Origin of the sequence: Lentzea albidocapillata, from assembly GCF_000719115.1 — a bacterium.
GTDB lineage: Bacteria > Actinomycetota > Actinomycetes > Mycobacteriales > Pseudonocardiaceae > Lentzea > Lentzea albidocapillata.
This window is the reverse complement of record NZ_JOEA01000030.1, coordinates 116,541-142,831: the sequence shown is the minus strand read 5'-3', so window position 1 is coordinate 142,831 and position 26,291 is coordinate 116,541. Positions and strand designations below refer to the sequence as shown.

The following is a 26,291-nucleotide window of genomic DNA, read 5'->3' as shown; positions in this document are numbered from 1 at the left end:
GAACTATAACCTGTTCTAGTCTGGACTCCGGGGAGGTGCGATGTACGACGTGATCGTCGTCGGCAGCGGCGCGGCGGGCATGACAGCCGCGCTCTGCACCGCTCGAAACGGCCTGCGGACCCTGATCATCGAGAAGGCCGCGCACTACGGCGGCTCGACCGCGCGGTCGGGCGGCGGCATCTGGGTGCCGAACAACGCCGTGGTCGCCGCCAACGGCATACCCGACTCGCCGGAGCGGGCCAGCACCTATCTCGCGCACATCGCGAGTGAGGTCCCGGCCGAACTGCGGGAGGCGTTCCTGGACGCCGGACCCGACATGCTGGCGTTCGTCTGCGCCCACACGCCGCTGAAGTTCCGCTGGGTCCGCGAGTACTCCGACTACTACCCGGAGGCACCCGGTGGGCAACCACGTGGCCGCTCGGTCGAGCCATTGCCGTTCAACGCGGCGCTGCTCGGCGACGAGATCAAGGACCTCGAACCGCCATACGTGCCGACGCCCGCGGGCATCGTGATCACCCAGACCGACTACAGGTGGCTGACTCTGATCGGCAGACATCCGCGCGGCATCGTCACCGCCGCCAAGGTCTTCGCACGCCGGTTCCTGCCGGGCCGCAGGCTGACTATGGGCCAGGCGCTCTCCGCAGGGCTGCGCGCCGGGCTCACAGCACTGAACGTCGAGGTCAGGCTCAACACCGCGATGACCGACCTGCACTACGAGAACGGTCGCGTCGCCGGAGTTCTCGTCGGGGAGAAGCTGATCCTGGCGAAGCACGTGGTGCTGGCGTCCGGCGGGTTCGAGAACAACGAACGGATGCGCAAGCAGCATCAGGACATCGGTACGGAGTGGACAGTCGGCGCCAAGGCCAACACCGGTGACGGCATCGAAGCCGGTCAACGAGCCGGAGCGGCCGTCGGGCTGATGGACGACGCGTGGTGGGGCCCGTCGGTTCCGCTGCCGCGCGGCCCGTTCTTCCTGCTCGCGGAACGGTCCCTGCCCGGCTGCGTGCTGGTCGGCAGGACCGGCCGCCGGTTCGTGAACGAGGCCGCGCCCTACATCGACGTGGTCAACGCGATGACCGGCGACACCTGGCTCGTCTTCGACCACTCCTACCGCAGCCGCTACCCGTTCTGCGGCATCCCGCCCCGGCGGCCGCTTCCCCGGCGCTGGAAGGACTCCGTGCTCACGGCGCCGAGCCTCGAAGAACTCGCCCAGGAAGCCGACCTGCCGGAGTTGACCGAGACCGTCCGGCGGTTCAACACACTGGCCGTGGACGGCAAGGACGTCGACTTCCACCGCGGTGACAGCGCGTACGACCGCTATTACGGCGATCCGCGCAACAAGCCGAACCCCAACCTCGCGCCGCTGACCACCGGTCCGTTCTACGCGGTCAAGATCGTGCCCGGCGACCTCGGCACCAAGGGCGGCCTGCGCACCGACGCCCGCGCGCGCGTGCTGCGCGAGGACGGTTCGGTGATCGACGGCCTGTACGCGGCGGGCAACACCAGTGCTTCGGTCATGGGCCACACCTATGCGGGCGCGGGCGCCACCCTCGGACCGGCGATGACGTTCGGATACCTCGCCGGCCTCGACATCTCTGGAGGAGAGCGATGACGCAGGACAGCGTGCGGACGATCGACGCGGGCGCGCCGCCGGCACGGTTCGCGCGCGGCTGGCACTGCCTTGGTCTGGCCAGCAGCTTCCGTGACGGCAAACCCCACGCCATCGAGGCGTTCGGCACGAAGCTCGTGGTGTTCGCGACCGAGGACGGCAAGATCAACGTCCTGGACGGGTACTGCCGGCACATGGGCGGCGACCTCACCCAGGGCACGATCAAGGGCAACAACATCGCCTGCCCGTTCCACGACTGGCGCTGGGCGGGCAACGGCAAGTGCGTCGACATCCCCTACGCCAAGCGGGTCCCGCTGCGGGCGCGCACCCGGTCGTGGATCACGCTGGAAGAGAACAAGCAGCTCTTCGTGTGGAACGACCCGCAGGGCAACCCACCGCCCGAGCACATCACGATCCCGCGCATCGAGTCGGCGTTCAGCGACGAGTGGAGCAACTGGACCTGGGACTCGGTGGTGATCGACAACGCGAACTGCCGCGAGATCATCGACAACGTCGTCGACATGGCCCACTTCTTCTACATCCACTTCGCGTTCCCCACGTACTTCAAGAACGTGATGGAGGGCCACGTCGCCTCGCAGTACCTGACGACGCGCGGCCGTCCGGACGTGGCGATGGGCTCGAACTACACCGGTGACGTCGAAGTCCGGTCGGAGGCCGCGTACTACGGGCCGTCCTACATGATCGACTATTTGTGGAACGACTACAAGGGCATCGAGATCGAGACGGTGCTGATCAACTGCCACTACCCGATCTCGCCGACCTCGTTCAAGCTCCAGTGGGGCGCGATCGTGAAGAAACTGCCTGGTGTGGACGACATCCACGCGGACAAGATCGCGGCGAAGTTCGCGCGCGGCATCGGGGTCGGGTTCCTGCAGGACGTGGAGATCTGGCAGAACAAGTCGCGCATCGACAACCCCTTGCTGTGTGAGGAGGACGGGCCGGTGTACCAGCTGCGCCGCTGGTACGAGCAGTTCTACGTCGACGTCGAGGACGTCAGCGACGACATGGTCCGGCGCTTCGAGTTCGAGGTCGACACGAGCCGGGCGATCGAGGTGTGGGAGAAGGAGGTCGCGGAGAACCTCGCGCGCCAGGAGTCGGCGACGTGAGCGAGCGCGACGAGTTCCTCGCCGGTGGCATGGTGCCGGTGGGGTGCGACTGCGGGAACCGGGTGCTGGTGAAGAAGAACAGTCCACAGCACACGAGCGTGCAGTGGCTGTCCGACACCCGTGACTGCCCTGAACTGTGCGGTGCGCGGGCGGCGCTCGTGCCGACGTGCCTGCGGTTGCGTGACAGCATCGAGAAGGCCGTGCGCGAGGGAACGCTGGAGGTCGCCGATGGCTGAGGTGCACCGGCTGCGGGTCGACGCCGTGATCGAGGAGACCCCCGACGCGCGCTCGTTCGTGTTGTCGGGTGTGGACTTCGCGGTGAGACCCGGACAGTTCCTGACCGTGCGGGCCGGTGACGTGGCCCGCTGCTACTCGCTGTCCAGCGCGCCGGGTGAGCCGTTGAAGATCACGGTCAAGCGAACGCCGGACGGGTACGGGTCGCATTGGATGTGCTCGGCGCTGGCCGCGGGGATGGAACTGGACGTGCTCGCCCCGGCCGGGGTGTTCACGCCTTCGTCGCTGGACGGGTCGTTGCTGGCGTTTGCGGCGGGCAGCGGGATCACGCCGGTCATGTCGATCATCAGGGCAGTACTGACGTCCGGGTCAGGCCGGGTGTTCCTGGTGTACGCCAACCGCGACGAGGCGTCGGTGATCTTCGCGCGCGAGCTTTCCGACCTCGCCCGCTCGTACCCGGACCGGCTGACCGTGGTGCACTGGCTGGAGTCGGTGCAGGGTCTGCCCTCGGTGGCGGGTCTACGGGCGTTCGTCCGGGACTGCGACGAGGCGTTCGTGTGCGGGCCCGGACCGTTCATGGAGGCCGCGCGCAAGGCGTTACACGACGTGTCGGTCGTGCACGTCGAGAAGTTCGTGTCGCTGTCCAGTGATCCGTTCTCGACCGTGGTCCCGGTGATCGACGACCGGCCGGACGCCGTCGTCGAGGTCGAGCTCGACGGTGAACAGCACCGGTTTCCGTGGCCCGCGCGGACGAAGCTGCTCGACCTGTTGCTGGAGAAGGGACTCGACGCGCCATACTCGTGCCGCGAGGGTGCCTGCAGCGCGTGCGCGTGCCGGCTGGTCGAGGGCGAGGTCAAGATGCTCAACAACGACGTGCTCGACTCCGAGGACATCGCCGAGGGCATCGTGCTGGCGTGCCAGTCGGTTCCGGTCACCGACACCGTGAAGATCACCTACGAGTGAGGGGCGCCTGATGCCGATCGATCCTTCCGTCGCCGTCGGGGCGGAGCTCCCCGAGATCAAGTTCTCCTGGACCGAGTCCGACGTGCTGCTCTACCACCTGGCGCTGGGGGCCACCGAGCTCCGTTACGTCTACGAGCAGGGCTTGCGGGTGCTGCCGACGTTCGGCGTGGTGGCGCCGCGCTTCCACGAGACCGCGCCGCCCGCCGTGTCGTTCCCCGGTGTCGACATCGACCTGGCCCGGGTCCTGCACGGCACGCAGGAGATCACCGTGCATGCTCCTCTCCCCGCCGAGGGCGAAGCGGTGTTGCGGACGCGGATCGCGGATGTGTGGGACAAGGGCAAGGCCGCGGTGATCGTGCAGGAGTCGACGGCCGTGGCGCCGGACGGCACCGCGCTGTACACGACCCGGTCCAGCATCTTCGCTCGCGGCGAGGGCGGGTTCGGCGGCGACCGGGGGCCGTCGGGCAAGGTGGAGGTGCCTGAACGCGAGCCGGACTTCGTGATCGAGACACCGACTTTGCCGCAGCAGGCTTACCTGTACCGGCTTTGCGGTGACCGCAATCCGTTGCACGCCGATCCGGAGTTCGCACAGCGGGCCGGGTTCGACGCACCGATCCTGCATGGGCTGTGCACGTACGGCGTGGTGTGCCGGGCCGTGATCGACGCCGTCCTCGACGGGCCGGAGCAGGTGGCGTCGTTCGGGGCGAAGTTCGCGGGCGTGGTGTTCCCCGGCGAGACGCTGACCACGCAGGTGTGGCGGGACGGGCCCCGGCTCGTGCTGACGACTTCGGCCGGAGACCGTCCCGTTCTCGCTGACGCGGTGCTAACCCTGACCGAGGACTAGGCCGCTGGTCGGGACGCCGGTGCCGGCGGTGACCAGGACGTGCTCGACGTCGGCGACCTGGTTCACCGCGGTGCCGCGGATCTGGCGCACTCCCTCGGCGATGCCGTTCATGCCGTGCAGGTAGGCCTCACCGAGCTGGCCGCCGTGCGGGTTGAGCGGGAGCGTTCCGTCCAGTTCGAGGGCTCCGGACGCGACGAAGTCCTTGGCCTCGCCCCGTCCGCAGAAGCCCAGCTCCTCGAGTTGGACCAGGACGAACGGCGTGAAGTGGTCGTAGAGCACGGCGACGTCCACATCGGACGGACCGATGCCCGACCTCTCCCACAGTCCCCTGGCCACCACGCCCATCTCGGGCAGCCTGGTCAGGTCGTCGCGGTAGTAGCTGGTCATCGTGAACTGGTCCACGCTGCTGCCCTGCGTCGCCGCCCTGACGTGCGCGGGCCTGTTCGGCAGGTCGCGGGCACGTTCCGCCGACGTGACCACGAGCGCGACCCCGCCGTCGCTTTCCTGGCAGCAGTCCAGGAGCCGGAGTGGTTCGGCGATCCAGCGCGACGACTGGTGGTCGTCCAGGGTGATCGGCCGGTCGTGGAACCATGCGTGCGGGTTCGTGGCGGCGTGCTTGCGGTCGATCACCGCGATCCGGCCGAAGTCCTCGCTCGTGGCGCCGTACTCGTGCATGTACCGGCGGGCGAACATGGCGACCATCGCGGCCGGCGTGCCCAGGCCCATCGGGTACGACCAGCTGTTGTCGATGTTGGCCGCGGCCGCCGTCTGGACCTGCCCGAACCGGTGCCCGGAGCGTTCGTTGAAGGCCCGATAGCAGACGACGACCTTCGCCGCGCCCGTCTCGACGGCCATCGCGGCCTGCTGGACCGTCGCGCACGCCGCCCCGCCGCCGTAGTGCACGCGGCTGAAGAAGGTCAGCTCCGGGATGCCCAGTTCGCGCGCGACCGCGATCTCGGCGTTGGTGTCCATGGTGAAACTGACCAGTCCATCCACATCGGACGGTTCGAGGCCGGCGTCTTCGAGAGCGGCCCTGACGGCCTCGGCGGCGAGCTGGAGTTCACTGCGGCCCGAGTCCTTGGAGAAGTCGGTCGCGCCGATCCCGACGATCGCGGCGTTCACGCGGGCACCTCGATCTTCACGGTTCCGGTGACGTGGTCGCCGTGCGCGGTGCGGCCGACGACCTCGATGGTCAGGTCCTGCTGTTCGCGTTCGATGACCTGACCGAAGAACTTCAGCGTGTCGTAGGCGAAGCAGGGCGCGCCGAGCTTGATGTTCACCTGCCGCACCAGCACCTCCGGGCCCGCCCAGTCCGTGACGTAGCGCTGCACCAGGCCGGTGGTGGTGAGGATGTTGATGAAGATGTCCTTCGAGCCGCGCTGGATCGCGAGGTCACGGTCGTGGTGCACGTCCTGGAAGTCGCGGGTGGCCAGCGCGGTGCTGATCACGAACGTCGGGGTGGCCTCGACGTGCCACTCTGGCAGGGAATCACCGATCCGCACGGGGCCTCCAGCTCGGCATCGTCAGCTCGTCGTCGACCTTGGTGAACACGACCTCGACCGGCAGCCCGACGCTCGGCTCGCCGTCCAGTTCGCCCAGCATCCGCACGCCCTCGTCCAGTTCGACCAGGGCGATGACGAACGGTGTCTGCTTGCCCGGCACCTGCGGGTGGTGGTGCACGACGTAGCTGTAGACCACGCCATAGCCCTCCGAGACGAGGTACTTCGGCTTGGTGGCACCGCATTCCGGGCACATCGGGCCCGGCGGGTGGCGCAGCAGGCCGCAGCCGCCACACCGCTGGATGCGCAACTCGCCCAGCCGGGTGCCTTCCCAGAAGTACTCGGTGTCGCGGTTGACGGACGGCCGGATCGCTTGGGCTTTCGGGACTTCCTTCGGAGGTTCGGGCTTCTGCGCGGGCTTGAACTTCAGCACCCGGAACCGCATCTCGGCCACGGCCTCGTCCCCGACCCACCAGGTGCTGCGGGTCGTCACGAACCAGCCTTCACCCAGCCCCGTCTTCTTCGGCCCCGTCACGTCCTCCAGGCTCGTCGTCACCGACAGGTGCTCGCCGACCTTGAGATAGCGGTGGTAGGTCTGGTCACTGTTCGTCGCGACCACGGACGTGTACCCGGCTTCGTCCAGGATGGCCATCATCGCGCCGAGCGGGTCGTCCATCGCTCGTTGACCGTGCAGCCCAGCCATCGTCCACACCTGGACCATCGCGGGCGGCGCGACCTCGGTGTAGCCGGGGTGCTCGTCGCCGATGGCCTCCAGCCAGTTGTTGATCATCGGCAGGTTGACCGCGTCACGCGCCAGCCGCGGTGCGCTTTCGCCCTGTTCGGCGATGCGCGCGGCCTCCTTCTCGATGTCGATCATCGCACCACCCGCGGCAGACCGAGTCCGATGTTGGCGATCAGCTCGCGCTGGATCTCCTGCACTCCCCCGCCGAACGTCAGCACGAGGTTGCGCCGCGCCTGGACGTCCAGCCACCTGACGAGTTCCGTGTCCGCGCCGTGCCGTCCGACGAGCTCTTCCAGCAACCGGCCGATGTGCTGGGTCCGGTCGGCCGCGAACACCTTGGTGGCGCTTGCGTCCGCGACCTCGACCTCACCACTGGCGACCTGCCAGTTCAGCAGCTCGTTCACGCGGTGGACCGCCCGTGCCTCGGCCAGCGCCCGCCGCACGTCCGGTTCGTCGAGGAGCCGGCGTTCGGACGCCCAGCCGTGGACCCGCTCGACGAGCGCGCCGAGCCGGCCGGACGGGCCGAGCATCACGCGTTCGTGGTTGAGTTGGGTGGTGATCAGCCGCCAGCCCTTGTCCTCCTCGCCGACCCGGCGGGCTTCGGGCACGCGGACGTCGTTGTAGTAGGTGGCGTTGACGTGGTGCGCGCCGTCGCAGGTGATGATCGGCGTCCAGGAGTAGCCGGGGTCGGTGGTGTCGACGATCAGGATCGTGATGCCCTTGTGCCGCGAGTCCGGCGCTCCGGTGCGGCAGGCCAGCCACACGTAGTCCGCGTCGTGGCCGCCGGTCGTGAACGTCTTCTGCCCGTTGACGACGTAGTGGTCGTCCTCGCGGACGGCCTTGGTGCGCAACGCCGCCAGGTCCGTGCCCGCGTCGGGTTCGGTGTAGCCGATGGCGAAGTGCAGGTCGCCGCTGAGGATCTTCGGCAGGAAGAAGTCCTTCTGCTCCTGGGTTCCGTACGTCTGCAGCGTCGGGCCGACGGTCTGCAGCGTCACGTACGGCAGCGGGACGTCCGCGCGGGCGGCCTCGTTGACGAAGATCTGCTGCTCGACCGGCCCGAACCCCAGGCCGCCGTACTCCTTCGGCCAGCCGACGCCCAGCCTGCCGTCGCGGCCCAGCCTGCGCACGAGTTCGCGGTAGGTGGCGCCGTGCCGTTCGGTGAGCATCGCCTCGCGTTCGGCGTCGGACATGACGGTCGCGAAGTACTCGCGGAGCTCGTCGCGCAGCCTGCGTTGCTCCGCGGTGAGGTCAATGAACATCGATGGCTCCCAAGCGGTGCTCCACTCCGCCGACGAACCGCGTCAGCTCCTTGGCCATGCCGTAGTAGCGGTGCATCGGGTAGGTGATGTCGAGCCCGAGGCCGCCGTGCAGGTGGTGACAGGTGTGCACGGCCGGCAGGGTTTCCGCCGCGAGCCAGTAGGCAGCCGTGTCCAGGTCGTTGTCGTCGAGGCTCCAGGCGGCGGTCAGCGCGGCCAGATGCAGGGTGCGCGAGGCGATGTAGACGTCCGCGACCAGCAACGCGGCGGCCTGGAAGGTGGCCAGCGGTTTGCCGAACTGGTGGCGGGTGCCGACGTGCTGCACGGTGAGGTCGAGGGCTCCGGCCAGGACGCCGTCCGCGACCGCGCAGGCACCGGCCAGCGCGAACCGGCGGATGCCTTCCGCCGCGCCTTCCAGCAGTTCACCGCGGGCGCCTTCGAGTCGCACGGTTCCGTCCGATGTGGACACGCCGGGCTGTGCCGGGTCGACAACGAAGACGCCGTTGTTCGTGCTGACGAGGATCCTGGAAGCCTCGGCCACGTACGGCACGTTGATCTTCACGCCGAAGATGCCGTCCGGACCTGCTGTGGTGGCTGGCTCTGCCGGCAGGGGTCGCGACGGCTCGCTCAGTGCCGCCGTCAGCACCCCGTGCTGTTCGGTCACCAGCGGCAGCAACGCGTCCTGCTGCTCCGGCGTTCCGTACCGCACGATCGGCAGCACACCCAGCGCGAGCGTGGCCAGCGCCGGGACGTCCACCGCCCGCCGACCGACCTCGGTGAGCAGCACGGCCGTCTCCAGCACGCCGAGCCCGTCACCACCGAGCCGTTCCGGAACGGCCAGGGCCAGCAACCCCGCCTCTCCCAACGCCTTCCAGGGGGTGGCGCTCTCCCTGCCCAGCACGTCGGCCGCCAGGGTGGCGATCTCCTGCTGGGTCTCGTCGAGCTGGAAATCCATCTATGGCTCCCTCGGTAGACCGAGAATCCGCTCGCCTGCCAGGTTCATCAGGACTTGAGTCGTTCCGCCCGCGATGCTCAGGCACCTCGAAAGCAGGAACTCGTACATCAGTCCGTTGTCGGTGGCGCCGTCCGGCCCGAGCAGCTCGACCGCGAACTCGGCCACATCCTGCCGTTGCCGCACGCCGAGGAGCTTGCGCACGCTGGACTCCGCGCCCGGCTCCTGCCCGCTCAGCACTCGCAGGCTCGCCCGCAGGTCCAGCACCGAGACCGCGAGTCCCTGCGCCACCAGGGCGCCCAGCCGTTCGGCGTGGTCAGGAGCGGCCGGAGACTTCAGGACGTTCTCCAGGGGTTCGCCGAGCGACGAGCCCATCGCGACGCGTTCGTTCGCGAGGGTCGTGCGGGCCAGGCGCCAGCCGTCGTTCACCGCGCCGACCACGCAGTCGTCCGGCACGAACACGTCGTCCAGGAAGACCTCGTTGAACCGCGCGTCGCCGGTGATCTCCCGCAACGGCCGCACGTCGATGCCCGCAGACCGCATGTCGACCAGGAAGTACGTGATGCCCTTGTGCTTCGGCACGCTCGAATCCGTGCGGGCCAGGCAGATCGCCCAGTCGGCCTGGTGCGCGAGCGACGTCCAGACCTTCTGCCCGGTGAGCTTCCAGCCGCCGTCGACCTTGAGAGCCTTGGTGCGCAACGACGCCAGGTCCGAACCGGCCTCGGGTTCGCTGAACAGCTGGCACCAGGTCAGCTCGCCGCTCAACGTCGGTGGCACGAACCGTTCCTGCTGCTCAGCGGTTCCGTGCCGGAGGATCGTCGGCCCCGCCCAGCCGCCGATGATCAGGTCCGGCCTGCGCACCCCGGCGCGGGCGAACTCGCTGTCGATCACCAGCTGCCGCGCCTGGCCTGCGTCCTGCCCGTACGGCTTCGGCCAGTGCGGCACCAGGAACCCGCTGCTCGCCAGCCGTTCCCGTTGAGCGACGGGGTCGAGTCCGGCGATCTCCTCCGCGAACGCGCGCACCTCCGGATCGGACTCGACCTGGACGGCGAGCGACCGGCGTGCACCGGCCAGCGCCAGCTCGGCGACTCGCCGCCGCCACCGCGCGACACCGCCCGCGAGTTGCTGCAGCGCCAATGCCCGGCGCAGGTAGCGGTGCGCGTCGTGCTCCCAGGTGAAGCCGATGCCGCCCAGCACCTGGATGCAGTCCTTGGCGTTGCGGACCGCCGCGTCGAACGCGACGGCGCCCGCCGCCGCGGCCGCCAGCGGATGTTCGTCGTCACCGACCGACCGGGCGGCGTCCCAGGCGACCGACGAGGCCTGCTCCGCGCGGCACAGCATCTCCACGCAGAGGTGCTTCACGGCCTGGAACGACCCGATGACGCGCCCGAACTGCTGACGCTGTTTCGCGTACTCCACAGCGGTGTTCAGGCACCACGCGGCGACTCCGCTCGCCTCGGCGGCCATCAGCGTCACCGCGAGATCGGTCGGGTCGGCCACCGCCTCGCCCGGCTCGCCGACCACCACCGACCCGAGCGAACGTGAGTGGTCCACGGCTTCCAGCGGGGTGACGGCAACCTGCCCGGCGGGCACGAGCATCCAGTTGTCCGTTTTGAGCAACAGATGCGTCGCTTCGGCGGCACCGACCACGTGCCGGGACGAGAATCCGAACCCGGCGATCCCCTCGAAATCCGGGAACAGCACCGACACCAGCGCCGTGGGCAGCAACGGTCCCGGCACGAGGTTCTCGGCCGCCCGCTCCAGCATCACCGCGAGATCGGCGACCGTGCCGCCCTCCCTCGTCACCTCGAAGAACCCGACCTTGACGAGATCTGCCCACTCACCCCTGGCGGCGTCGACGCTGTCGCGCAGGGCGCGTTGTTCCCCGGTCGTGGCGATCGGCATGCGGCCTCCTCCAGTACATGAAGAAGTTTATAGAACGTGTTCTATTTCCGGCAACAGATCATGGCTGCGAAACCGATCGAGTATGATGCGAAGGCAGCTGCAACACGTTCCAGGAGGATCATCTCCGTGTCACCTTCGAAGTCGCGCACGGACGCGCTCATGGCGGGCGACGAGCTCAGCTCGGCCGCCCAGCGCGAGCGTCGCAAGCGGATCGTCGACGCGACCATCGCGCTGGCGTCCAAGGGCGGGTTCGACGCCGTCCAGATGCGCGCGGTGGCCGACCGGGCGGACGTCGCGCTGGGCACGTTGTACCGCTACTTCCCCTCGAAGGTCCACCTGCTCGTGTCGAGCCTCGCCGTGGAGCTGGAGCGCGCGCAGGAGAAGATGGACCGCACCACCGTTCCCGGCGATTCGCCGTACGAGCGCGTGCTGTTCGTGCTCGGCCGCATCACCAGGGGCCTGCAGCGCAACCCGCATCTCACCGAGGCGATGACGCGCGCGTTCACCTTCGCCGACGCCTCCGCGGGCGCCGAGATCGACAAGGTCTCCTGGCTGATGGAGAGCATGTTCACGAAGGCGATGAGCGACGACGCGCCGACGGACGAGCAGAAGGCCATCGCCCGCGTCATCGGCGACGTGTGGCTGTCGAACCTGGTCGCCTGGGTCACGCGCCGCGCCACGGCCACGGACGTCGCGAACCGCCTCGAACTCACGGTCCGCCTGCTGCTGAAGTGAGTCGTCCTGCGGGATGACCCGCGAGTCACACCGCCGAACGATGCAGGCGCACACGCCCACCACTACCGTCTGTCCTATGAAGACGCTCGTGGTCGTCCTCGCCGTACTGGCCGTGGTGGGCGGCGGAACCGTGCTGCTGGTGAACCACTACGGCGGCTGGAAGACGCTGACCGGCAAGGCCTGGGCCATCACCTACGAGGTGTCGGCGGAGCCCGCCGAGACACTCGTGGAGGTGACGTACTCCGAGTCGGCCACGCGCTACCGCAACGAGACACCGCAGGTCATCACCACCGAGAAGCCGCTGCCGTGGACGTTCGAGGTCGTGATCAACGCCGGCGAGAGGGCTCAGGTCTCCGCCACGCCCAAGGCCGGCCAGGTGCTGACGTGCCGCATCCTGCTGGACGGGGTGAAGGAGCTCGCGTCCGCGACCGGGAAGCCCGGCGAGACGGTGAGCTGCGATTCCGTGACCGGTACCTGATCCAGGCTCAGTTGCGCGCTGTCGTCGTGGGCAGGACGAGGTTGCCCGGGCAGGGCGACGTCAGGTGTGGCCAGCCGTCGAGGTACCGGTTCCACTCCTCGCGGGAGATCCGGAGGCCGGAGACCTCGTTGCACACGGCGTAGGCCGCGTTCTGCGGGTCGAGGTGCCATTGCCTCAGCGTGGTGTCCTCGCCGGCGGTCATCAGCGACGTGCCGCGGAACTCCATCTTCACGATCTTGTCGCTGGTGAACTCGGCGCCCTTCTTGAACAGGTCCCACACGAAGACGCGCCCGTCGTCGCCCGTGCTGGCCCACTGACGTTGCCCGTTGGCGGCGATGGCGGTCACCGGACCGCTGTGCGCGACAGCGGCGTGCCGCTCCCGGCCGTCGTGCAGGCTCCAGACCCTCACTTCGCCTGCGGCACCACCCGTCAGGAGGAATCCGGGGCTGCCGGTCAGATGCCCGAAGCTGACCGGTGCTCCGCCGGAATGGGCGATGTCCCGCAACGGTGCCGAAAGATCCGCAGTCCTCCAGACGTGGATCACCGCGCCTTCCACGGTGATCAGCATGTCCGAGACCATGGTGTCCGAAGTGGACAGGACACCGCGGCCACCCGGCACCGTGGCGAGGAGCCGGGGAGCACGGGGATCCGCCACGCTCCACAACGCGGTCGAGGTGTCACCGGAGGTCAGGAGCGTCTGCCCGTCCAGGCTGAAAGCGGTGCTGGAGAACCGTCCAGGAAGCGTCGCGAGCTCCCCGCCCGAAGACCACAGCCGGACGACCTGCTCACGATCGACGGTCGCGAAGTGCTTGCGCTCCCGGTCCGCGCTCGCCTGGACGCCCCCGCGCAACGGTTCCCCGAGGCCGGGAACCCGCGTGGTGTCCGCCGCCTGGTTCGTGAGCACATCGGCGGGAGCGACGCCGAGGGCCACGTTCTGCCGCACGGAGGGCGTGTTCGGCATCTCGGCGACCGTCTCACCGTCCTTTCCGGCCACGACGCCTGTCGCCATGGCGGTGGACTGGATGAGCGCGTCCTGCGTCGCCGGCGACTTGTTCAGCTGGTATCCGGCGAGCGCGACGTGCGCGGCCAGTTCGGGGCTGGTGCCGGCGAGCTGCATGGCCTCATTCGCGGCCGTGTTCGCCCGCGCGACGGTCCCCGCGCGTTCGTCGGAATAGCTCCTGAAGGTGAGCAGGCTCAGCAACACGACGATCAGCAGCGCCAAAGCTCCCTGGAGCAGCATGAACGTGCGCGACCGCCGAGCAGTGCGCTGCGTGCGCGAGTACTCCTCGTCGTCTGCGGCAACGCTTTCATCGAGGAACGTCTGCTCGTTGCCGTTCAGTGGCGGATTGCTCTCCCACGACCAGTCCGCCAGCACTTCGAGCCGTGCGCCGCGCAGCAGCGAACCGCGATCACGTCCGTGCCGTTCCCACGTCGCCGTCGCCTCCGTCAGCTCGCGATGCAGCCGTTGTCCGTCACGGTCGTGCGCCAGCCAGTCGCGCAGCCGGGGCCACGAGCGGATCAGCGCCTCGTGCGTGATCTCGACACCTTCACGGGTGCGGGTCAGGAGCCGTGCGGCGGTCAGGCTTTCCAGGACGGTGGTCATGGCGGCGTCGTCGTCGATCTCGGCCATGGTGACGCGGCGTTTGGTGTCCTCGGTGCCGTCGCCGAGGGCGGACAGCCGCAGGAACAACGCCCTGGCGATCTCCTGCCCCTCCTCGTCGAACCGGTCGAACACCGCGTCGGCGCTCTGTGCCAGAGCGCCTTGCAGGCCGCCGGCGTGCTGGAAGGCGGCCGTGGTCAGCGCGTTGCCCTGACGCCTGCGCCACGTCTCCAGCAGCGCGTGGGACAGCAACGGCAGCATGCCCGCGTGGCCGTGCACCTCGCTGACGAGCGTGGCGACCAGGGCGTTGTCGACCGTGCACTGCGCGGCGCGGGCGGGCTGGACGATGCAGCGCCGCAGTTCGTCCGGTGTCATCGGGCCGACCGTGACCATCGCGTCCTGCATGGCCTCGACCAGTCCGGCGTGGACGCCGCAGCGGGCGTAGAAGTCGGCTCGCACGCCGATCAGCACACGGGCGCTCGTCCTCGCGGCCAGGAGCACGGTCAGGAACCGTTCCCGCTCCTCCTGGTCCTGACACAGGGTGAAGACCTCCTCGAACTGGTCGACGACCAGCACCGGTTCGCCGTCGAGCTGCCGCACGAGCAACGCCACGCCGTCCGGATGGGCGACGAGATCGCCGTGGACGGACGGCGCGCTCAGGCCTGCGGCGCGGGCCAGCTGCACGGCCAGTTCTTCGAGAGGGTGCGCTCCCGGTGTGAAGAGCAGGACGGGGCCGGGCAGCCGGGGAACGAGGCCTGCCCGCAACACCGACGACTTGCCCGATCCGGACGGGCCGAACACGGCGAGAAATCGGTTCCGCGCCAGGCGGAGTTCCAGATCCGCCACCAGTTTCTCGCGTCCGAAGAACCGTTCGGCGTCCGCGACCCCGTAGGCGGGCAAACCGCGATAAGGCGGTTCTCCGCTCTCCTCGGAAGGAGCGGGAGTGGCGTTCCTCTCCTCGGCCGCCAGCGAATGCCAGCGCTGCTCCCATTCATCCTCGTCGCCGCCGCAGGCCTGCACGAACGCCCGCGTGACCGCGAGGCTGGGCAGCCTTTTCCCGCCGGCCGCGTCGGACAGGGCCGATGCCGAGTAGTGCGTCAGCCTGGCCAGTTCCCGATAGGTCGGGGCGTTCGCCTTGTCTCTGAGCAACCGCAGGTCGACCGCGAAATCGACGAGAGAGGACCCATCACGTTCCAGCGGACTTTCCCGGCGCGGCACTGCACTCCTTCGAGAGATGAACGGCGCCGATTGTCCGGAAATAGTTGTCAGGTGTCCAGGACCGCGACGGGCCCCAGGCACACGTGCCTGGGGCCCGTCGGTGGTCAGACGTTGTCGGTGTGCGTGACGCCCGCGTTGCGGTAGTCCTGCACCGCCGTCCTCACCTGGGCCGGGCTCAGCACCTGGTCCTTGGCGAAGTACACGTAGTCGACCTCCTGCTGGTAGGCCCGCTCGGCACTGCTGCCCTGCAGGCCGCCCGAGATGAACCACAGGTTGAAGTTGATCGACATCGGCGTCTCCGGGTAGTACTTGTCGCCGTGGTCGGCGACCAGGTTGCCGTCGATGTAGTACTTCACCCGGCCGTTCGCGACCTGGAAGACGAGGTCGTGCCAGCCGTGGTAGCTCTGCCGCTGTTCGTTGTGGATGTTGTCGGCGACCCACGGCTCGTTCTGGTAGGTCTCCCACGTGGTCTCGAACATGACGTTGGCCGGCTCACCCCAGCCGCCGTTGGGCAGGTACTCGAAGTCGATCTCGCCGTAGTTCGGGGCCATCGGCGCGTCGAGCGGGGTGATGGTGAAGAACGTCTGCACGACGTGGTCACCGTCCGGGCCGAACACCGGCGCGTCGCTGAACTTCACCCTGGACGCGTAGGTGCCCTCGAAGAACTTGCGCTGGTGGTACATCTCGGTCTGCTTCGCCGCGGAGCCGTTGTTCCACGAGTCGAGGCGCATGACCTTCTGGCCGTCGACCGTCGGGAACGTGACGCGCGAGGCGTCCCATTCGGCGCCGGGGACACCGGGGCCGCCACCGCCCGACCGGACGGTCCAGCCGCGCTGGCCGATCCGCGAGTCGCTCGAGTTGTTGTAGGAGAAGTCGTCGAACAGCTTGGGGCCGTTGGGGTTCGGTGCCGTCGTCGTGGTGGTCGTGGTGGTGGGCGGGCTGCCGCCGGGCGGGGTGCCCCACAGCAACGTGCTGCCGCGGTAGACCGTGATGTTGTTCCACGCCGAGTAGGAGCTCTGGTTGCGGAACGAGTAGTCGTCGGACTGGGCGATCGGGCCCCAGTTGGTGCGGTAGAAGCGGAGTTGCAGGTCGCCGGAGTCGGCGCCGGGGTTCAGCGAGCCGGCGCCGGAGGTGAAGCCGACCTCCAGGTAGCGGTCGGCCGGGCCGCCGGTCAGGGTGCCGAACTGGCCGGTCACGTTCCCGCAGCCGCGCACGGCCCACGAGCAGGCGAACCGGTAGCCGACGTCCGGGGTGTCGCTCTTGAAGTAGTAGCGGATCTTCACGTCGGACAGCGGCACGCTGGTGCTGCCCGAGTTGACCAGCTTGAACCACGGTTCGGCCTGGTCGGTGGTCGCACCGGACGCGCTGGTCCGGTACTGGGCGGTGATCGCGTCGGCGGCGAACGCGTTCGGTGCGACGGCCAGCGCGGCCACCGCCAGTGCCGCGCAGGACGCGGCTAGGAGTGCTCGCAACGTTCTCTCCTCATTTCGGCAGGGACGGACAAGGCGGCGAGCCTGGACGAGTGGAGGCGCATCCGGGTGGTGAAGCCCTCCCACTCGGGGCGCTGGGACCACAGGGTGTCGGCCAGCGCGGCAAGACGGGGAAATGCCAGGTACTCCAGGTGGTCACGGGAGCGAACGTGCTCGGTCCACAGCTGGCACTGGGCGCCGAGCACGCCGTCGGGCAGCGGCACGTGGTAGACGTCGCGAGCCGTCACGACGAACCCGGGCTGGCCGGGTGGTTCGTGCGGGCCGTCCGACTGCGGGTAGTCGAGGTAGGTGGAGGTGTGCGGGGCCATCACGACGGGCTGGCCCTGGTCCAGTGCCTTGACCGCCTGGGTTTCGTCCTTCCACGGCATGAGGACGCAACGTTGGTCGCCGCTCGGTTCCCACGCGGCCGGCACGCGGCCCCGGTCGAGCAGGTAGTTGCTCGCCTGACGGAGGAACTGGCCGTGCACGTCCTCCGGTAGCAGGCATTCGTCACCGCCGAGGTGAACATGCTCGCTGGGGAACACCTCCAGCACCTCCGCCAGCACCTCGCGGACGAAACCGATCGCGTGCATGCCGAACGCCGCGTCGCTGATGCCCCATCGGGTCCACACGGGCAGCGGTTCCGGCGCTGTGCCGAGGTCGGGATAGGCGGCCAAATGGGGATAGGCGGCCAGTGCCGCGCGGGCGTGGCCGGGCATCTCGATCTCCGGCATGATCCGGATGCCGCGTTCGGCCGCGTGCGCGACCAGCCCTTCCAGCTCGGTGCGGGTGTAGGTGCCGCCGTGCGGGACGCCGTCGCCGTTGGTCTCGGTGCGCCAGCCGCCGATCGAGGTCAGCAGTGGGTGCGCGGGCACCGGCATGCGCCAGCCCTGGTCGTCGGTCAGGTGCAGGTGCAGGACGTTGAGCTTGTGGAACGCCATCAGGTCGATGAACCTGCGCAGCACGTGCACCGGCTGGAAGTGCCTGGCCACGTCGAGCATGAACCCGCGCCACGGCAACCTGGGCAGGTCACGGATGTCGACACCGGGCAGCGTCCACTCCACATCGGACACCCTGCCCGGCCGGAGTGCCTGCGCCGGCAGGAGTTGCCGGATGGACTGCACGCCGTGCGCCAGGCCGTTCGGTGTGCCGGCGCGCAGGAGGACGCCGTGTTCGGTGACCGTGAGCGCGTAGCCCTCCGCGCCGAGTCCGACGAGCTTGGCGTCCAGGGCGATGAAGATCTGGCCGTGGCCGGCGATCGGCAACGGGAGTCCGGTGGCGGGTCTGAGGAGTGCGCGCAGGAGTCTCGCCGCGGGTTCGGCTCCGGGTGTGACGCGCACGCTCGTGCCGTCGTCCAGCGTGAACCCCTTGCCGCGGCGCACGATCCTGGTCGGGAGTGGAACGATCACCCTTTCACCGCCCCTCCGACGATGCCGGTGGTGACCCGGCCCTGCAACACGATGAAGATCAGCAGCACCGGCAGCATGAACAGCGTCGACGCGGCCATGGTGGCTCCCCAGTCGGTGCCGAAGGTGTTGTTGAACGAGGACAGCCAGACCGGCAGCGTGCGGTCGTCCTGGTCCTTGATGATCAGCACGTTGGCGAAGGCGAACTCGTTCCACGCGGTGATGAACCCGAACAGCGAGGTCGCCAGCAGACCGGGTGCGAGCAGCGGGAACACGACCTTGCGGAACGCCTGCGCGCGCGTGCAGCCGTCGACCTGCGCCGCCTCCTCCAGATCGGCCGGGATGGCGGCGAGGAACCCGCGCAGCGTCACGATGGTGAACGGCAGCGTCATCATGAAGTAGACGAGCGTGAGGATCCAGAGCGTGTCGAGCATGCCGGTGTCCCTGGCGATCACGTAGATCGGGATGAGCAGCGCCTCCCACGGCGTCATCTGCGCGACGAACACCATCAGCACGAACGCCCTGCGGCCCTTCCACTGCAGCCGGGCGATCGCGAACGCCGCCAGCAGGGCGACCAGCAGCGCCAGGAGCACCGCCCCGCCCGCCACCAGGAGGCTGTTGCGCCAGAACGAGAAGAACCCCTTCGCGGCGATCGCCGTGCCGAAGTGGTCGAACGTGATCGGGAGGGGCAGGAACGTCGGTGTCGCGCTCTGGATGTCCTTGGTGGGCTTGAACGCGGTGAGCACCATCCAGTAGACGGGGAACACCGAGAGGACGAACACGACGAGCGCCGCCGTGGTGCGCGAGATCCGGCCGATCATGCTTCCCGCTCCTGCCGGTAGAGCTGGCGGAAGTACGCCAGCAGTGCGAGCACGAGCAGCAGCACCATGAGCATCGACACGGCCGCGCCGAGGTCGTAGCGCTGCAACGACTGCGCGACCTGGAAGGCGTAGACCGGCAGCGTCGTCGTGGCCTGGCCCGGACCGCCCTGGCTGATCACCCAGATCTGCACGAACGCCTTGACGACCCAGATCACCTCCAGGCACGTGATCAGCCCGAACATGGCGCGCAGCATGGGAAAGGTGATGGTCGAGAACACCCGCCACGCGCCGGCGCCGTCCATGCGCGCGGCCTCGTACAGCTCCTGCGGCACGGTGATCATCGCCGCGTACAGCGACAGCGCGGCGAACGGGATCGACTGCCAGACGATCAGCGTCACGAGGATGCCGAACGTCGCCTCGCCGTCCGCGAACCACGTGTAGTCGCGGTACTCCTCGAAGCCCAGCGCGACCAGCGCCCAGTTCACGACGCCGAGGCGGGACTGGAAGAGCCACTGGAACACCGTGGTCGCCGCGATGCTCGGCGTCGCCCAGGTGAGCACGAGCCCGCCCATCACGAGGAACCTGAGCCACTTGCCGAGGCGGACGAGCAGCAGCGCTACCAGCGTGGACAGCACCATGATCAGCACGACGTTGATCGCGGTGAACCACAGCGTCCGCCTGACCACGGCCCAGAACTCGGGGTCGGACAGCACCTTCACGTAGTTCGCGAGACCGACGAACTTCGCGTCGCCGCGGACCAGCTGCGGCAGCCCGAACTCCTGCAGCGAGATGATCACGTTGCGGATCAACGGGTACACCAGCAGGTACGCGGTGGTGAGCAGGGTGGGCGCGATCAGGAGGTACGGCAGGACCGGTCGTTTGCGGCGCTTCGGCGGGGCCGGCGCAGTCTCCTGCACCGGCCTCTCGGCGAGGAGCGTCATTTGCCGGAGTTGAGGGCTTGGGTGATCACTTCGTCGGCCTTCGCCGCTGCCGTGCGGGGATCGGCGCCGGTGAGGACCGCGGTCTGGAACTCCTTGATCGGGTTGCGGGCCTCGACCGCGGCCCAGTTCGGCGAGTTCGGCGTGGCGAACCCGTTGGCCGCACCGGCCGCCATCGCCGCCGTGCCGGGATCACCGGCCACCGAGGACGCGAGCGACTTGCGGTTCGGCACGTAGTTCATCGCCTTCGCGAGCTCCACCTGCCACTTCTCGCCGGCGAGCGCCTTGACGACCTCGTACGCGCCGTCCTGGCGTGAGGACGCCAGCGGGACGATGAGGTCGGAGCCGCCGGTGAACACCGCGCCGGGCTTGTCCGCCGACCTGCCGGGGATCGGGAAGAAGCCGATCTTGCCCTCCAGCGCCGGGTTGGCCTTCGTGACGAGCTTCGCCGCGCCGGGCACCGCGATGAACTGCGCGACCTTGCCGCCCGCCACGACGTCCGTCTGCTGCGGCTTGGCCTCGTCGGAGTCCTTCGGACCGTCGCCGAGCGCCTGGAGCTGCTGGTAGAAGTCCATGCCCGCCAACGCCTCCGGCGTGTTGAGCGAGCCCTTCCACCTGTCGCCGTCCTGCTTCGCCAGGTCGCCGCCCTCGTCCCAGACGAATCCGGACAGCGTGTACCAGTTCTGGCCGGGCAGGTAGATGCCCTGCTGATCCCCCTGGTCGAGCTTGGCGGTGGCGGCGAGCCACTCCTCGCGCGTCTTCGGGGGCGTGACCTGGGCGGCCTCGAACAGGTCCGTGCGGTAGATCACGACCCGGTTGGCCGCGTAGAACGGGATCCCGAACTGCTTGCCGTCCACCGAACCGGGCTCGCTCAGCCCCGGAATCCAGTCGTCGCCCTGCAGCTCGGCCTTCTTGGCGGACAGGTCCGTGACACCCTTGCTGGCCACGTACTGGGCGACCTGGGTGTTGCCGACCTCGATCACGTCCGGCGGATCAGTGCTGGCCAGAGCACTGGTCACCTTCTGCGTGATGCCGTTCCACTCCTGGATCTGGATCTTCAGGTCGAGGTTCGCGTGATCACGTTCGAACTCGCTCTCGAACTTCGACACAAACTCCTCGGTGGCCGTGTCCTTCATGAGCCACACGGTGATCTCCTGCTTCTCACCTCCGCCCGCGGACGAACCGCAGGCGGACAACGTGAGCGCCAGGACGAGTAAGGCAGCGGAGCGCGACACGACTCACCTCTCGCTGAGATGTGACCAATTGGTCAGGTCCGATGGGAGTGGATAGAAAGTGGCATAGACCACTTCTCAGGTCAATACCCTGGTTGGACGCGTGGGAGCGCTCTCGATCTTCACCAGACCGGTTACTTACCAGTGGTATGCCATACTGGCCGCCGACCGAGCGGAGGGGCATGGCCGAAGCGATCCTGAAGCGCGAGCGCGTCCGCGACTACCTGCTCGAGCTCATCGAGACCCATCCGGCGGGCGCCCCGATCCCCGCCGAACGCGTGCTGTGCCAGCAGCTCTCGGTCTCCCGCCCCACCATCCGCTCGGCCGTCGAGGAACTGGTCAACACCGGCCTGCTCGTCCGCCAGCACGGCCGGGGCACCTTCGTGGCGCGCGCCAAGATCACCCAGGAGATGGTCTCCGACACGGGATCCATGTCCCTGCCCCAGGCCGGCGGCACGTGGTCGTCCCGCGTGCTCGAACACGCCCGCATCCCGGCAGGCGCCAGGGTGGGCCGCCGCCTGCACCTCTCCCCCGCCGCCGACATCCACTACATCGCCCGCCTGCGGCTGGTCGACGGCGAGCCGATGGCGTTGGAGTACCTGCACGTGCCCGCTCAGGTCGCGCCCTCGTTGACGTTGCACGACATGGAGTCCGGCGACTTCTACGAACGGCTGCGCGAGCACGGCGTCCACGTTTCCGAGGCCGTGCAGTCGATCGAGCCCACCGTGGTGAACGACTCCGAGGCCTCGCTGCTCGGCGTTCCCGTGCTGGCACCGGCTTTGCTGTTCGAGCGGCTGACCACGGACGCCGAGGGGCGGCAGGTCGAGTACGTGCATTCGATCTACCGCGGCGACCGGTACCGGATCGTCTCGCGGCTGACGCTCGGGGCCTCGCCGCGCAACACCGTGGACGTGCAGGCACGGGTCAGCGGCAATCCGTTCTGATCACATGAACCGGGTGCTCTGGCTGTCGACGAAGTTCTGCGCCTTCTCCAGGGTGTGCGAGGCGTAGGTGCCACTGGCGCGCGCGTCCAGCAGGGCGTTCTGCTGCGCGTCCGCCATCATCCGCTGCAGCTCGAAGCGTTGGTGCATCGACATGTCCGGGTCCTGCTCGGTGAGCTTCTTCTCGATGCCCTCGCTCATCGCGATGATCCGCTCGAGCGTCTGTTCCAGCAGGTGCTCGTCGAACGGCTCCCCGTTCTCGCGGCACAGCGTCGAGCTCTCCAGCAACGTCCGGCTCGCCGTCACCAGCTCACCCGCCAGCCGCGCGTACTCGCGGCGTTCGTGGTCCTGGTCGTTGCCGCGGATGCCCAGCCACCTGATCACCAGCGGCAACGAGCCGCCCTGCACGACGAGCGTGAGGATCGCGACGGTGAAGGCGATCAGGATCAGCTCGGAACGGTACGGCAGGTCCTCGGGCAGCGTCTGCGCGGCCGCCACCGTCACCACGCCGCGCATACCCGACCAGGCGAGCACCGCGCCACCGCGCCAGCTGAGGCCTTCGCTCGCGTAGAACGCCACGTCGGCCTGCTTGCGTTGCAGCATGCGGATGCCGCGGTCGTACCGCTTCTCCTCACCGGGCGTGGGACCTCGCGCGGTGAAGCGATCCACAAAGGACTCCAGCTTACCGGTGAACGCGTCCGCGCGGCGTTGCTGGCTGCGCAGCAGGGCGATCACCGGGATCGTGAACGCCACGCGCAGCACGACCAGCGCCACCGTGGCCAGCGCGCCGAGCACGAGCGTCCGCGCCATCTGGTCGTCCGCCACGGCACCGATGACCGACGTGAGCTCGAAGCCCATCAGCAGGAAGACGCCGTTCTCCAGCAACAGCTGGATCGTGCGCCAGTTCGTTCGTTCGGAGATGCGGTCGTGCGCGGTGAACCTGCGCGCGCTCTGGTGGCCGGTGATCAGCCCGGCCACCACGACGGCGATCACGCCGGACGCGTGCACCTCCTCGGCCGGGATGAACGCCAGGAACGGCACCACGTAGGAGATCGCGGTGGTGAGCACCGGCTGGCCCTGGATCCGCGCCCGCGCCCACACCGACACGATGCCGACGGCGGCACCGACCGCGACGCCCACCGACACGGCATAGGCGAAGTCACCCAGCGCACTGCCGAACGACACGCTGGCGGTGATCGCGACGATGGCCGTGCGCAGCAGCACGAGCGCGGTCGCGTCGTTGACCAGCCCTTCGCCTTCGAGGATCGTGACAAGGCGGGGCGGCAGGCCGAGCTTCTTGCCGATCGACGTGGCGGCGACCGCGTCCGGCGGGCTGATCACCGCGCCCAGCGCGAGTGCGGCGGCGAACCCGATCTCAGGCAGCAGCCACCAGATCAGCAGGCCGGTGCCGAACGCCGACACCACCACGAGCAGCACCGACAACGCGCCGATGGTCGCGAAGTTGCGTCTGAAGTCGACCACCGGCACGTTCACGGCCGCCGAATACAGGATCGGCGGCAGCACGACCACCAGGATCCACTCCGGTTCGACGAACAGGTGCGGCGCTCCCGGCAGCTGACTGCAGCCCATGCCGACGAGCACGAGCAGCACGGGTGCCGCCACGCCCAGTTTGGGCGCGACGTACGACACCACCACGATGATCAGCACGGCCGCGACGGCGAGCAAGGCCCATTCCTGCATGGCGTGCAGTTTGTCTGATCGGGACGGACCCCGCCCGCGCAGCCACGCCGATCCGACGACGGCGGGTGTCCTATATTCACCGATCATGGATGATCTCGTGACGTTCATGAAGCAACGCAAGCTCGACGACGAAGAAGCCGCCGAGATGTGGGCCGCGAGGTCCGCGACCATCTCCGAGTGGGCGCGCAAGGTCGTGGTCCTGCTGACGAACCACCAGATCCCCGCAGAGCACACGCTGCACGACACGGTCGGTGGCCAGAAGGTGCGGATCGCGTCCGGCTGGCTCGTGCTGGCCGCCAGGACCCCGAGCGCGACCCACCCCGGCGTGTTCAAGGAGGCCGGGATCTTCCTGACCCCGGCCGCGGAGCTGTGGCAGTACGACAACGAGTGGCCGACGGCCGCCCGTCTCACCGCGACCATTCCCGCGTTCAGGACGCCGGACGGCGCGGTCATGCGGGCCCGCTGCGAGTGGATCCTCGACAACGTCATCGAGGCGTTCGCGGACACGCTGGAACGCCACGGCATCGACGTCTTCGAGCTGGAAGGCGTCTAAAGCTTCCAGATCCGGACGGACTTGTCGTCGCCACCCGCCGCGATCCGCCTGCCGTCGGGCGAGAACGCCACCGTCTGGATCTGGCCGCCCGCACCGATCACCGTGGCGCGGACCTTCTTGGCCGCCACGTCCCACAGCTGCACGAAGTTGCCCTGTCCCCAGGTCGCGACCGTCCTGCCGTCCGGGCGGAACAGCGCGCTCGAGATGGTGAGGCCGTCGTCGGCGCGCGGGAACACCGCCTTGCTCTGGCCGGACTCCACGTCCCAGAGCTGCATGCTGTTCCTGCCGTCGCCGTCGACGACCGCCAGGCTCTTGCCGTCGGGCGAGAACGAGCCGCCGTCGCCGGTCGAGTCGTTGATGGTCTTGACCGTCCTGCCCGTGGCGGGGTCGACGATCTTGATCTCCTGGTACTTGGTGCCCGCGTAGGCCAGCAGCTTCCCGTCCGGGCTGAACGACAGCTCGCTGCTGCCCTTGGCCTCGGTCAGGCCGATCTTGACCTTGCGCGTCGCCACGTCCCAGACCAGCAGGCGGCCGGTGTGGGTGATGCCGACGAGCGTCTTGCCGTCGGGGTGGAAGCGCAGGGTCTTCATGATGGAACGGCTGTCGTCCAGACCGCCGATCATCGAGCGGTCGGCGATGTTCCACAGGTACGTGGTGAAGCCGCCGGTGCGGTTGCCGCCCGCCGCGAGGATCTTGCCGTCCGGGCTGATCGCGACCGCGCACGCCGACGCGCCGCCGGGGCCGTCCGGGTTCTGCACGGTGCCGATGAGCTTGTTCGTCGTGGTGTCCCAGATGCGGACGAGGGCACCTCCGGCACCCAGGCCGTCCTCGGCGCTGGCGAGGATCCTGCCGTCCGGGCTCCACGCGACCGACGACACCGATGCCTTGTGGTCGACCAGCTGGACGTGCTCGGTGAACTCCTCCGGCCGTCCCGGCTCGGTCACCGACGAGGTCGCCGACTGCTCGGAGCCGCCCTCCTTGTCCGAGGCCGCCTTGTTGTCGCCGGTGGACGGCAACTGCGCCCCCTCACCGTCGTCCTTCCTGGTACCGAGCCACCACGCGGTGCCGCCGCCGGCCGCCACGACCACGCCGACCCCGGCCAGCAGCGCCGTGCGCCTGCTGACGCCGGACTTCGCCGCGACGGGCAGCACGACCGGCACGCCGGCGAGCATCGCGAGAGCCTGGTCGACGGAGGCTCGGTCGGCGGGGTTCTTGCGCAGCAGCCCACCGAGCAGCGACGTGAGGTGCCCGGCGCGTTGCGGGGGTGGCGGCTCCTGGGTGAGCAGCATCGACAGGGTCGTCATGAAGTCCTGGCCCTGGTACGGCGGCCTGCCCTCGACGGCGGCGTAGAGGGTCGCGCCGAGCGACCACATGTCCGTCGCCGGGGTGATCGCCGCGCCGGTGCCCTGCTCGGGCGCCATGTACGCGGGCGTGCCGACGATGGAACCGTCGGTGGTCAGCGGGACGTCGCCGGTGAGCCTGGCGATGCCGAAGTCGGTGATCACGACCCGGTCGCCGGACAGCAACACGTTGGCGGGCTTGAGATCGCGGTGCACGATCCCGGCCTGATGCGCCACCCGCAGCGCGCTCAGCATCGACGTGGCGATGTAGGCGACCTGGTCCGGGGGCAGCGCGCCCTGCGACCTGATGGCGTCGGACAGCGACCCGCCGCGGACGAACTCCATCACGATCATCGGGGTGCCGTTGTACTCGACCACGTCGTGCACGGTGACGATGCCGGGGTGGTTGAGCTGGCCGGCGAGCTGCGCCTCACGCATGGCGCGCTGGCACAGCAACGCCCGCTGCTGCGCGTCGAGCCCGGCGGGCAGCAGCAGTTCCTTGATGGCCACCTCACGGCCGATGACCTCGTCACGGCCGAGCCACACCCGGCCCATGCCGCCGGTGCCGATCACCTGAACGAGCCGGTAGCGCTGCGCCACCAGACTTCCCGTCGCATCTGTCACGGCGCGCAGCCTAGATGGGAGAACACGCTCCCACCACGGCGACCGGCAAGTTCGTAATCTACTGGAACTGTTGGCAGCAAAGAAACATCGTGCGCAGTCAATCG

At 68.8% G+C, this 26,291-nt stretch carries 23 protein-coding genes; 9 read left to right on the top strand and 14 right to left on the bottom strand.

Annotated features, from left to right (window positions below):
• Positions 1-40 precede the first annotated feature (40 nt).
• The 5 genes from IG04_RS0138445 to IG04_RS0138425 are packed head-to-tail and all read left to right on the top strand — an operon-like array spanning position 41 to position 4,777.
• Entirely contained in the window at positions 41-1,612 is a 1,572-nt protein-coding gene (locus IG04_RS0138445; RefSeq protein ID WP_030481680.1) for an FAD-dependent oxidoreductase, read from the top strand.
• Positions 1,609-2,736, top strand: coding sequence for a 3-ketosteroid-9-alpha-monooxygenase, oxygenase component (locus IG04_RS0138440; RefSeq protein WP_030481679.1), 1,128 nt, complete (start codon positions 1,609-1,611; stop codon positions 2,734-2,736). Before IG04_RS0138445 ends, IG04_RS0138440 begins: the two co-directional genes overlap by 4 nt.
• On the top strand, positions 2,733-2,972 hold the full coding sequence (locus tag IG04_RS0138435; RefSeq protein ID WP_030481678.1) for a hypothetical protein: 240 nt from the start codon (positions 2,733-2,735) through the stop codon (positions 2,970-2,972). The genes IG04_RS0138440 and IG04_RS0138435 overlap by 4 nt, the downstream gene beginning before the upstream one ends.
• Positions 2,965-3,933: a ferredoxin--NADP reductase gene (locus IG04_RS0138430; RefSeq protein ID WP_030481677.1), complete on the top strand. Its 969-nt coding sequence runs from the start codon at positions 2,965-2,967 to the stop codon at positions 3,931-3,933. The genes IG04_RS0138435 and IG04_RS0138430 overlap by 8 nt, the downstream gene beginning before the upstream one ends.
• 10 nt (positions 3,934-3,943) lie before the next feature.
• Positions 3,944-4,777, top strand: coding sequence for a MaoC/PaaZ C-terminal domain-containing protein (locus tag IG04_RS0138425; protein ID WP_030481676.1), 834 nt, complete (start codon positions 3,944-3,946; stop codon positions 4,775-4,777).
• On the opposite strand, the gene IG04_RS0138420 is transcribed toward IG04_RS0138425, so the two are convergent.
• The 6 genes from IG04_RS0138420 to IG04_RS0138395 are packed head-to-tail and all read right to left on the bottom strand — an operon-like array spanning position 4,757 to position 11,131.
• A complete protein-coding gene (locus IG04_RS0138420; RefSeq protein WP_030481675.1) occupies positions 4,757-5,899 on the bottom strand; it encodes a lipid-transfer protein in 1,143 nt (380 codons plus the stop codon). The two genes, IG04_RS0138425 and IG04_RS0138420, sit on opposite strands and share 21 nt — an antisense overlap.
• The gene (locus IG04_RS0138415; protein ID WP_030481674.1) at positions 5,896-6,279 is read right to left on the bottom strand and encodes a MaoC family dehydratase; all 384 of its coding nucleotides are present in this window, start codon (positions 6,277-6,279) and stop codon (positions 5,896-5,898) included. The genes IG04_RS0138420 and IG04_RS0138415 overlap by 4 nt, the downstream gene beginning before the upstream one ends.
• Entirely contained in the window at positions 6,266-7,150 is an 885-nt protein-coding gene (locus IG04_RS0138410) for a bifunctional MaoC family dehydratase N-terminal/OB-fold nucleic acid binding domain-containing protein (RefSeq protein WP_030481673.1), read from the bottom strand. The genes IG04_RS0138415 and IG04_RS0138410 overlap by 14 nt, the downstream gene beginning before the upstream one ends.
• The gene (locus tag IG04_RS0138405; RefSeq protein WP_030481672.1) at positions 7,150-8,277 is read right to left on the bottom strand and encodes an acyl-CoA dehydrogenase family protein; all 1,128 of its coding nucleotides are present in this window, start codon (positions 8,275-8,277) and stop codon (positions 7,150-7,152) included. Before IG04_RS0138405 ends, IG04_RS0138410 begins: the two co-directional genes overlap by 1 nt.
• Positions 8,267-9,229 carry an acyl-CoA dehydrogenase family protein gene (locus IG04_RS0138400; RefSeq protein WP_030481671.1) on the bottom strand — a complete coding sequence of 321 codons (963 nt, stop codon included), beginning with the start codon at positions 9,227-9,229 and terminating at the stop codon, positions 8,267-8,269. Before IG04_RS0138400 ends, IG04_RS0138405 begins: the two co-directional genes overlap by 11 nt.
• Positions 9,230-11,131: an acyl-CoA dehydrogenase family protein gene (locus tag IG04_RS0138395; protein WP_030481670.1), complete on the bottom strand. Its 1,902-nt coding sequence runs from the start codon at positions 11,129-11,131 to the stop codon at positions 9,230-9,232.
• Between the two features lie 159 nt (positions 11,132-11,290).
• Here IG04_RS0138395 and kstR point away from each other — a divergent pair, with 159 nt between their 5' ends.
• Positions 11,291-11,866: a cholesterol catabolism transcriptional regulator KstR gene (kstR, locus tag IG04_RS0138390; protein ID WP_051771676.1), complete on the top strand. Its 576-nt coding sequence runs from the start codon at positions 11,291-11,293 to the stop codon at positions 11,864-11,866.
• Between the two features lie 76 nt (positions 11,867-11,942).
• Complete coding sequence (locus IG04_RS0138385) at positions 11,943-12,344, top strand: hypothetical protein (RefSeq protein ID WP_051771650.1); 402 nt, start codon at positions 11,943-11,945, stop codon at positions 12,342-12,344.
• Positions 12,345-12,351: 7 nt separating this feature from the next.
• Here the strand turns inward: IG04_RS0138385 and IG04_RS0138380 are convergent, their stop codons facing one another.
• The 6 genes from IG04_RS0138380 to IG04_RS0138355 all read right to left on the bottom strand — a co-directional run bounded on the left by IG04_RS0138380 (position 12,352) and on the right by IG04_RS0138355 (position 21,031).
• Positions 12,352-15,162 (bottom strand): nSTAND1 domain-containing NTPase, encoded by a 2,811-nt coding sequence (locus IG04_RS0138380; protein WP_051771648.1) that lies wholly within the window; start codon positions 15,160-15,162, stop codon positions 12,352-12,354.
• Between the two features lie 104 nt (positions 15,163-15,266).
• A complete protein-coding gene (locus IG04_RS0138375; protein ID WP_030481666.1) occupies positions 15,267-16,634 on the bottom strand; it encodes a cellulose binding domain-containing protein in 1,368 nt (455 codons plus the stop codon).
• Positions 16,619-18,040 (bottom strand): beta-N-acetylhexosaminidase, encoded by a 1,422-nt coding sequence (locus IG04_RS0138370; protein ID WP_051771645.1) that lies wholly within the window; start codon positions 18,038-18,040, stop codon positions 16,619-16,621. Before IG04_RS0138370 ends, IG04_RS0138375 begins: the two co-directional genes overlap by 16 nt.
• Positions 18,037-18,858: a carbohydrate ABC transporter permease gene (locus tag IG04_RS0138365; protein WP_030481664.1), complete on the bottom strand. Its 822-nt coding sequence runs from the start codon at positions 18,856-18,858 to the stop codon at positions 18,037-18,039. Before IG04_RS0138365 ends, IG04_RS0138370 begins: the two co-directional genes overlap by 4 nt.
• Complete coding sequence (locus IG04_RS0138360) at positions 18,855-19,799, bottom strand: carbohydrate ABC transporter permease (protein ID WP_084400983.1); 945 nt, start codon at positions 19,797-19,799, stop codon at positions 18,855-18,857. Before IG04_RS0138360 ends, IG04_RS0138365 begins: the two co-directional genes overlap by 4 nt.
• Positions 19,796-21,031 carry an extracellular solute-binding protein gene (locus tag IG04_RS0138355; RefSeq protein WP_030481662.1) on the bottom strand — a complete coding sequence of 412 codons (1,236 nt, stop codon included), beginning with the start codon at positions 21,029-21,031 and terminating at the stop codon, positions 19,796-19,798. The genes IG04_RS0138360 and IG04_RS0138355 overlap by 4 nt, the downstream gene beginning before the upstream one ends.
• 179 nt (positions 21,032-21,210) lie before the next feature.
• Here IG04_RS0138355 and IG04_RS0138350 point away from each other — a divergent pair, with 179 nt between their 5' ends.
• A complete protein-coding gene (locus IG04_RS0138350; protein ID WP_084400982.1) occupies positions 21,211-21,972 on the top strand; it encodes a GntR family transcriptional regulator in 762 nt (253 codons plus the stop codon).
• Here the strand turns inward: IG04_RS0138350 and IG04_RS0138345 are convergent, their stop codons facing one another.
• Positions 21,973-23,670 carry a cation:proton antiporter gene (locus tag IG04_RS0138345; protein ID WP_030481660.1) on the bottom strand — a complete coding sequence of 566 codons (1,698 nt, stop codon included), beginning with the start codon at positions 23,668-23,670 and terminating at the stop codon, positions 21,973-21,975.
• An 85-nt stretch (positions 23,671-23,755) separates the two neighbouring features.
• Here IG04_RS0138345 and IG04_RS0138340 point away from each other — a divergent pair, with 85 nt between their 5' ends.
• Complete coding sequence (locus IG04_RS0138340) at positions 23,756-24,223, top strand: hypothetical protein (protein WP_030481659.1); 468 nt, start codon at positions 23,756-23,758, stop codon at positions 24,221-24,223.
• On the opposite strand, the gene IG04_RS44610 is transcribed toward IG04_RS0138340, so the two are convergent.
• Positions 24,220-26,187, bottom strand: a complete 1,968-nt coding sequence (locus IG04_RS44610) for a WD40 repeat domain-containing serine/threonine protein kinase (RefSeq protein WP_144065242.1) — start codon at positions 26,185-26,187, stop codon at positions 24,220-24,222. The two genes, IG04_RS0138340 and IG04_RS44610, sit on opposite strands and share 4 nt — an antisense overlap.
• Between the last annotated feature and the right edge of the window lie 104 nt (positions 26,188-26,291).

What these genes read in the sequence shown, in the direction of transcription:
- IG04_RS0138445 (WP_030481680.1), top strand. Translation starts at nt 41, where the DNA reads ATGTACGACGTGATCGTCGTCGGCAGCGGCGCGGCGGGCATGACAGCC.
- IG04_RS0138440 (WP_030481679.1), top strand. Translation starts at nt 1,609, where the DNA reads ATGACGCAGGACAGCGTGCGGACGATCGACGCGGGCGCGCCGCCGGCA.
- IG04_RS0138430 (WP_030481677.1), top strand. Translation starts at nt 2,965, where the DNA reads ATGGCTGAGGTGCACCGGCTGCGGGTCGACGCCGTGATCGAGGAGACC.
- IG04_RS0138425 (WP_030481676.1), top strand. Translation starts at nt 3,944, where the DNA reads ATGCCGATCGATCCTTCCGTCGCCGTCGGGGCGGAGCTCCCCGAGATC.
- IG04_RS0138405 (WP_030481672.1), bottom strand. Translation starts at nt 8,277, where the DNA reads ATGTTCATTGACCTCACCGCGGAGCAACGCAGGCTGCGCGACGAGCTC.
- IG04_RS0138400 (WP_030481671.1), bottom strand. Translation starts at nt 9,229, where the DNA reads ATGGATTTCCAGCTCGACGAGACCCAGCAGGAGATCGCCACCCTGGCG.
- IG04_RS0138395 (WP_030481670.1), bottom strand. Translation starts at nt 11,131, where the DNA reads ATGCCGATCGCCACGACCGGGGAACAACGCGCCCTGCGCGACAGCGTC.
- kstR (WP_051771676.1), top strand. Translation starts at nt 11,291, where the DNA reads ATGGCGGGCGACGAGCTCAGCTCGGCCGCCCAGCGCGAGCGTCGCAAG.
- IG04_RS0138385 (WP_051771650.1), top strand. Translation starts at nt 11,943, where the DNA reads ATGAAGACGCTCGTGGTCGTCCTCGCCGTACTGGCCGTGGTGGGCGGC.
- IG04_RS0138365 (WP_030481664.1), bottom strand. Translation starts at nt 18,858, where the DNA reads ATGATCGGCCGGATCTCGCGCACCACGGCGGCGCTCGTCGTGTTCGTC.
- IG04_RS0138360 (WP_084400983.1), bottom strand. Translation starts at nt 19,799, where the DNA reads ATGACGCTCCTCGCCGAGAGGCCGGTGCAGGAGACTGCGCCGGCCCCG.
- IG04_RS0138350 (WP_084400982.1), top strand. Translation starts at nt 21,211, where the DNA reads ATGGCCGAAGCGATCCTGAAGCGCGAGCGCGTCCGCGACTACCTGCTC.
- IG04_RS0138345 (WP_030481660.1), bottom strand. Translation starts at nt 23,670, where the DNA reads ATGCAGGAATGGGCCTTGCTCGCCGTCGCGGCCGTGCTGATCATCGTG.
- IG04_RS0138340 (WP_030481659.1), top strand. Translation starts at nt 23,756, where the DNA reads ATGGATGATCTCGTGACGTTCATGAAGCAACGCAAGCTCGACGACGAA.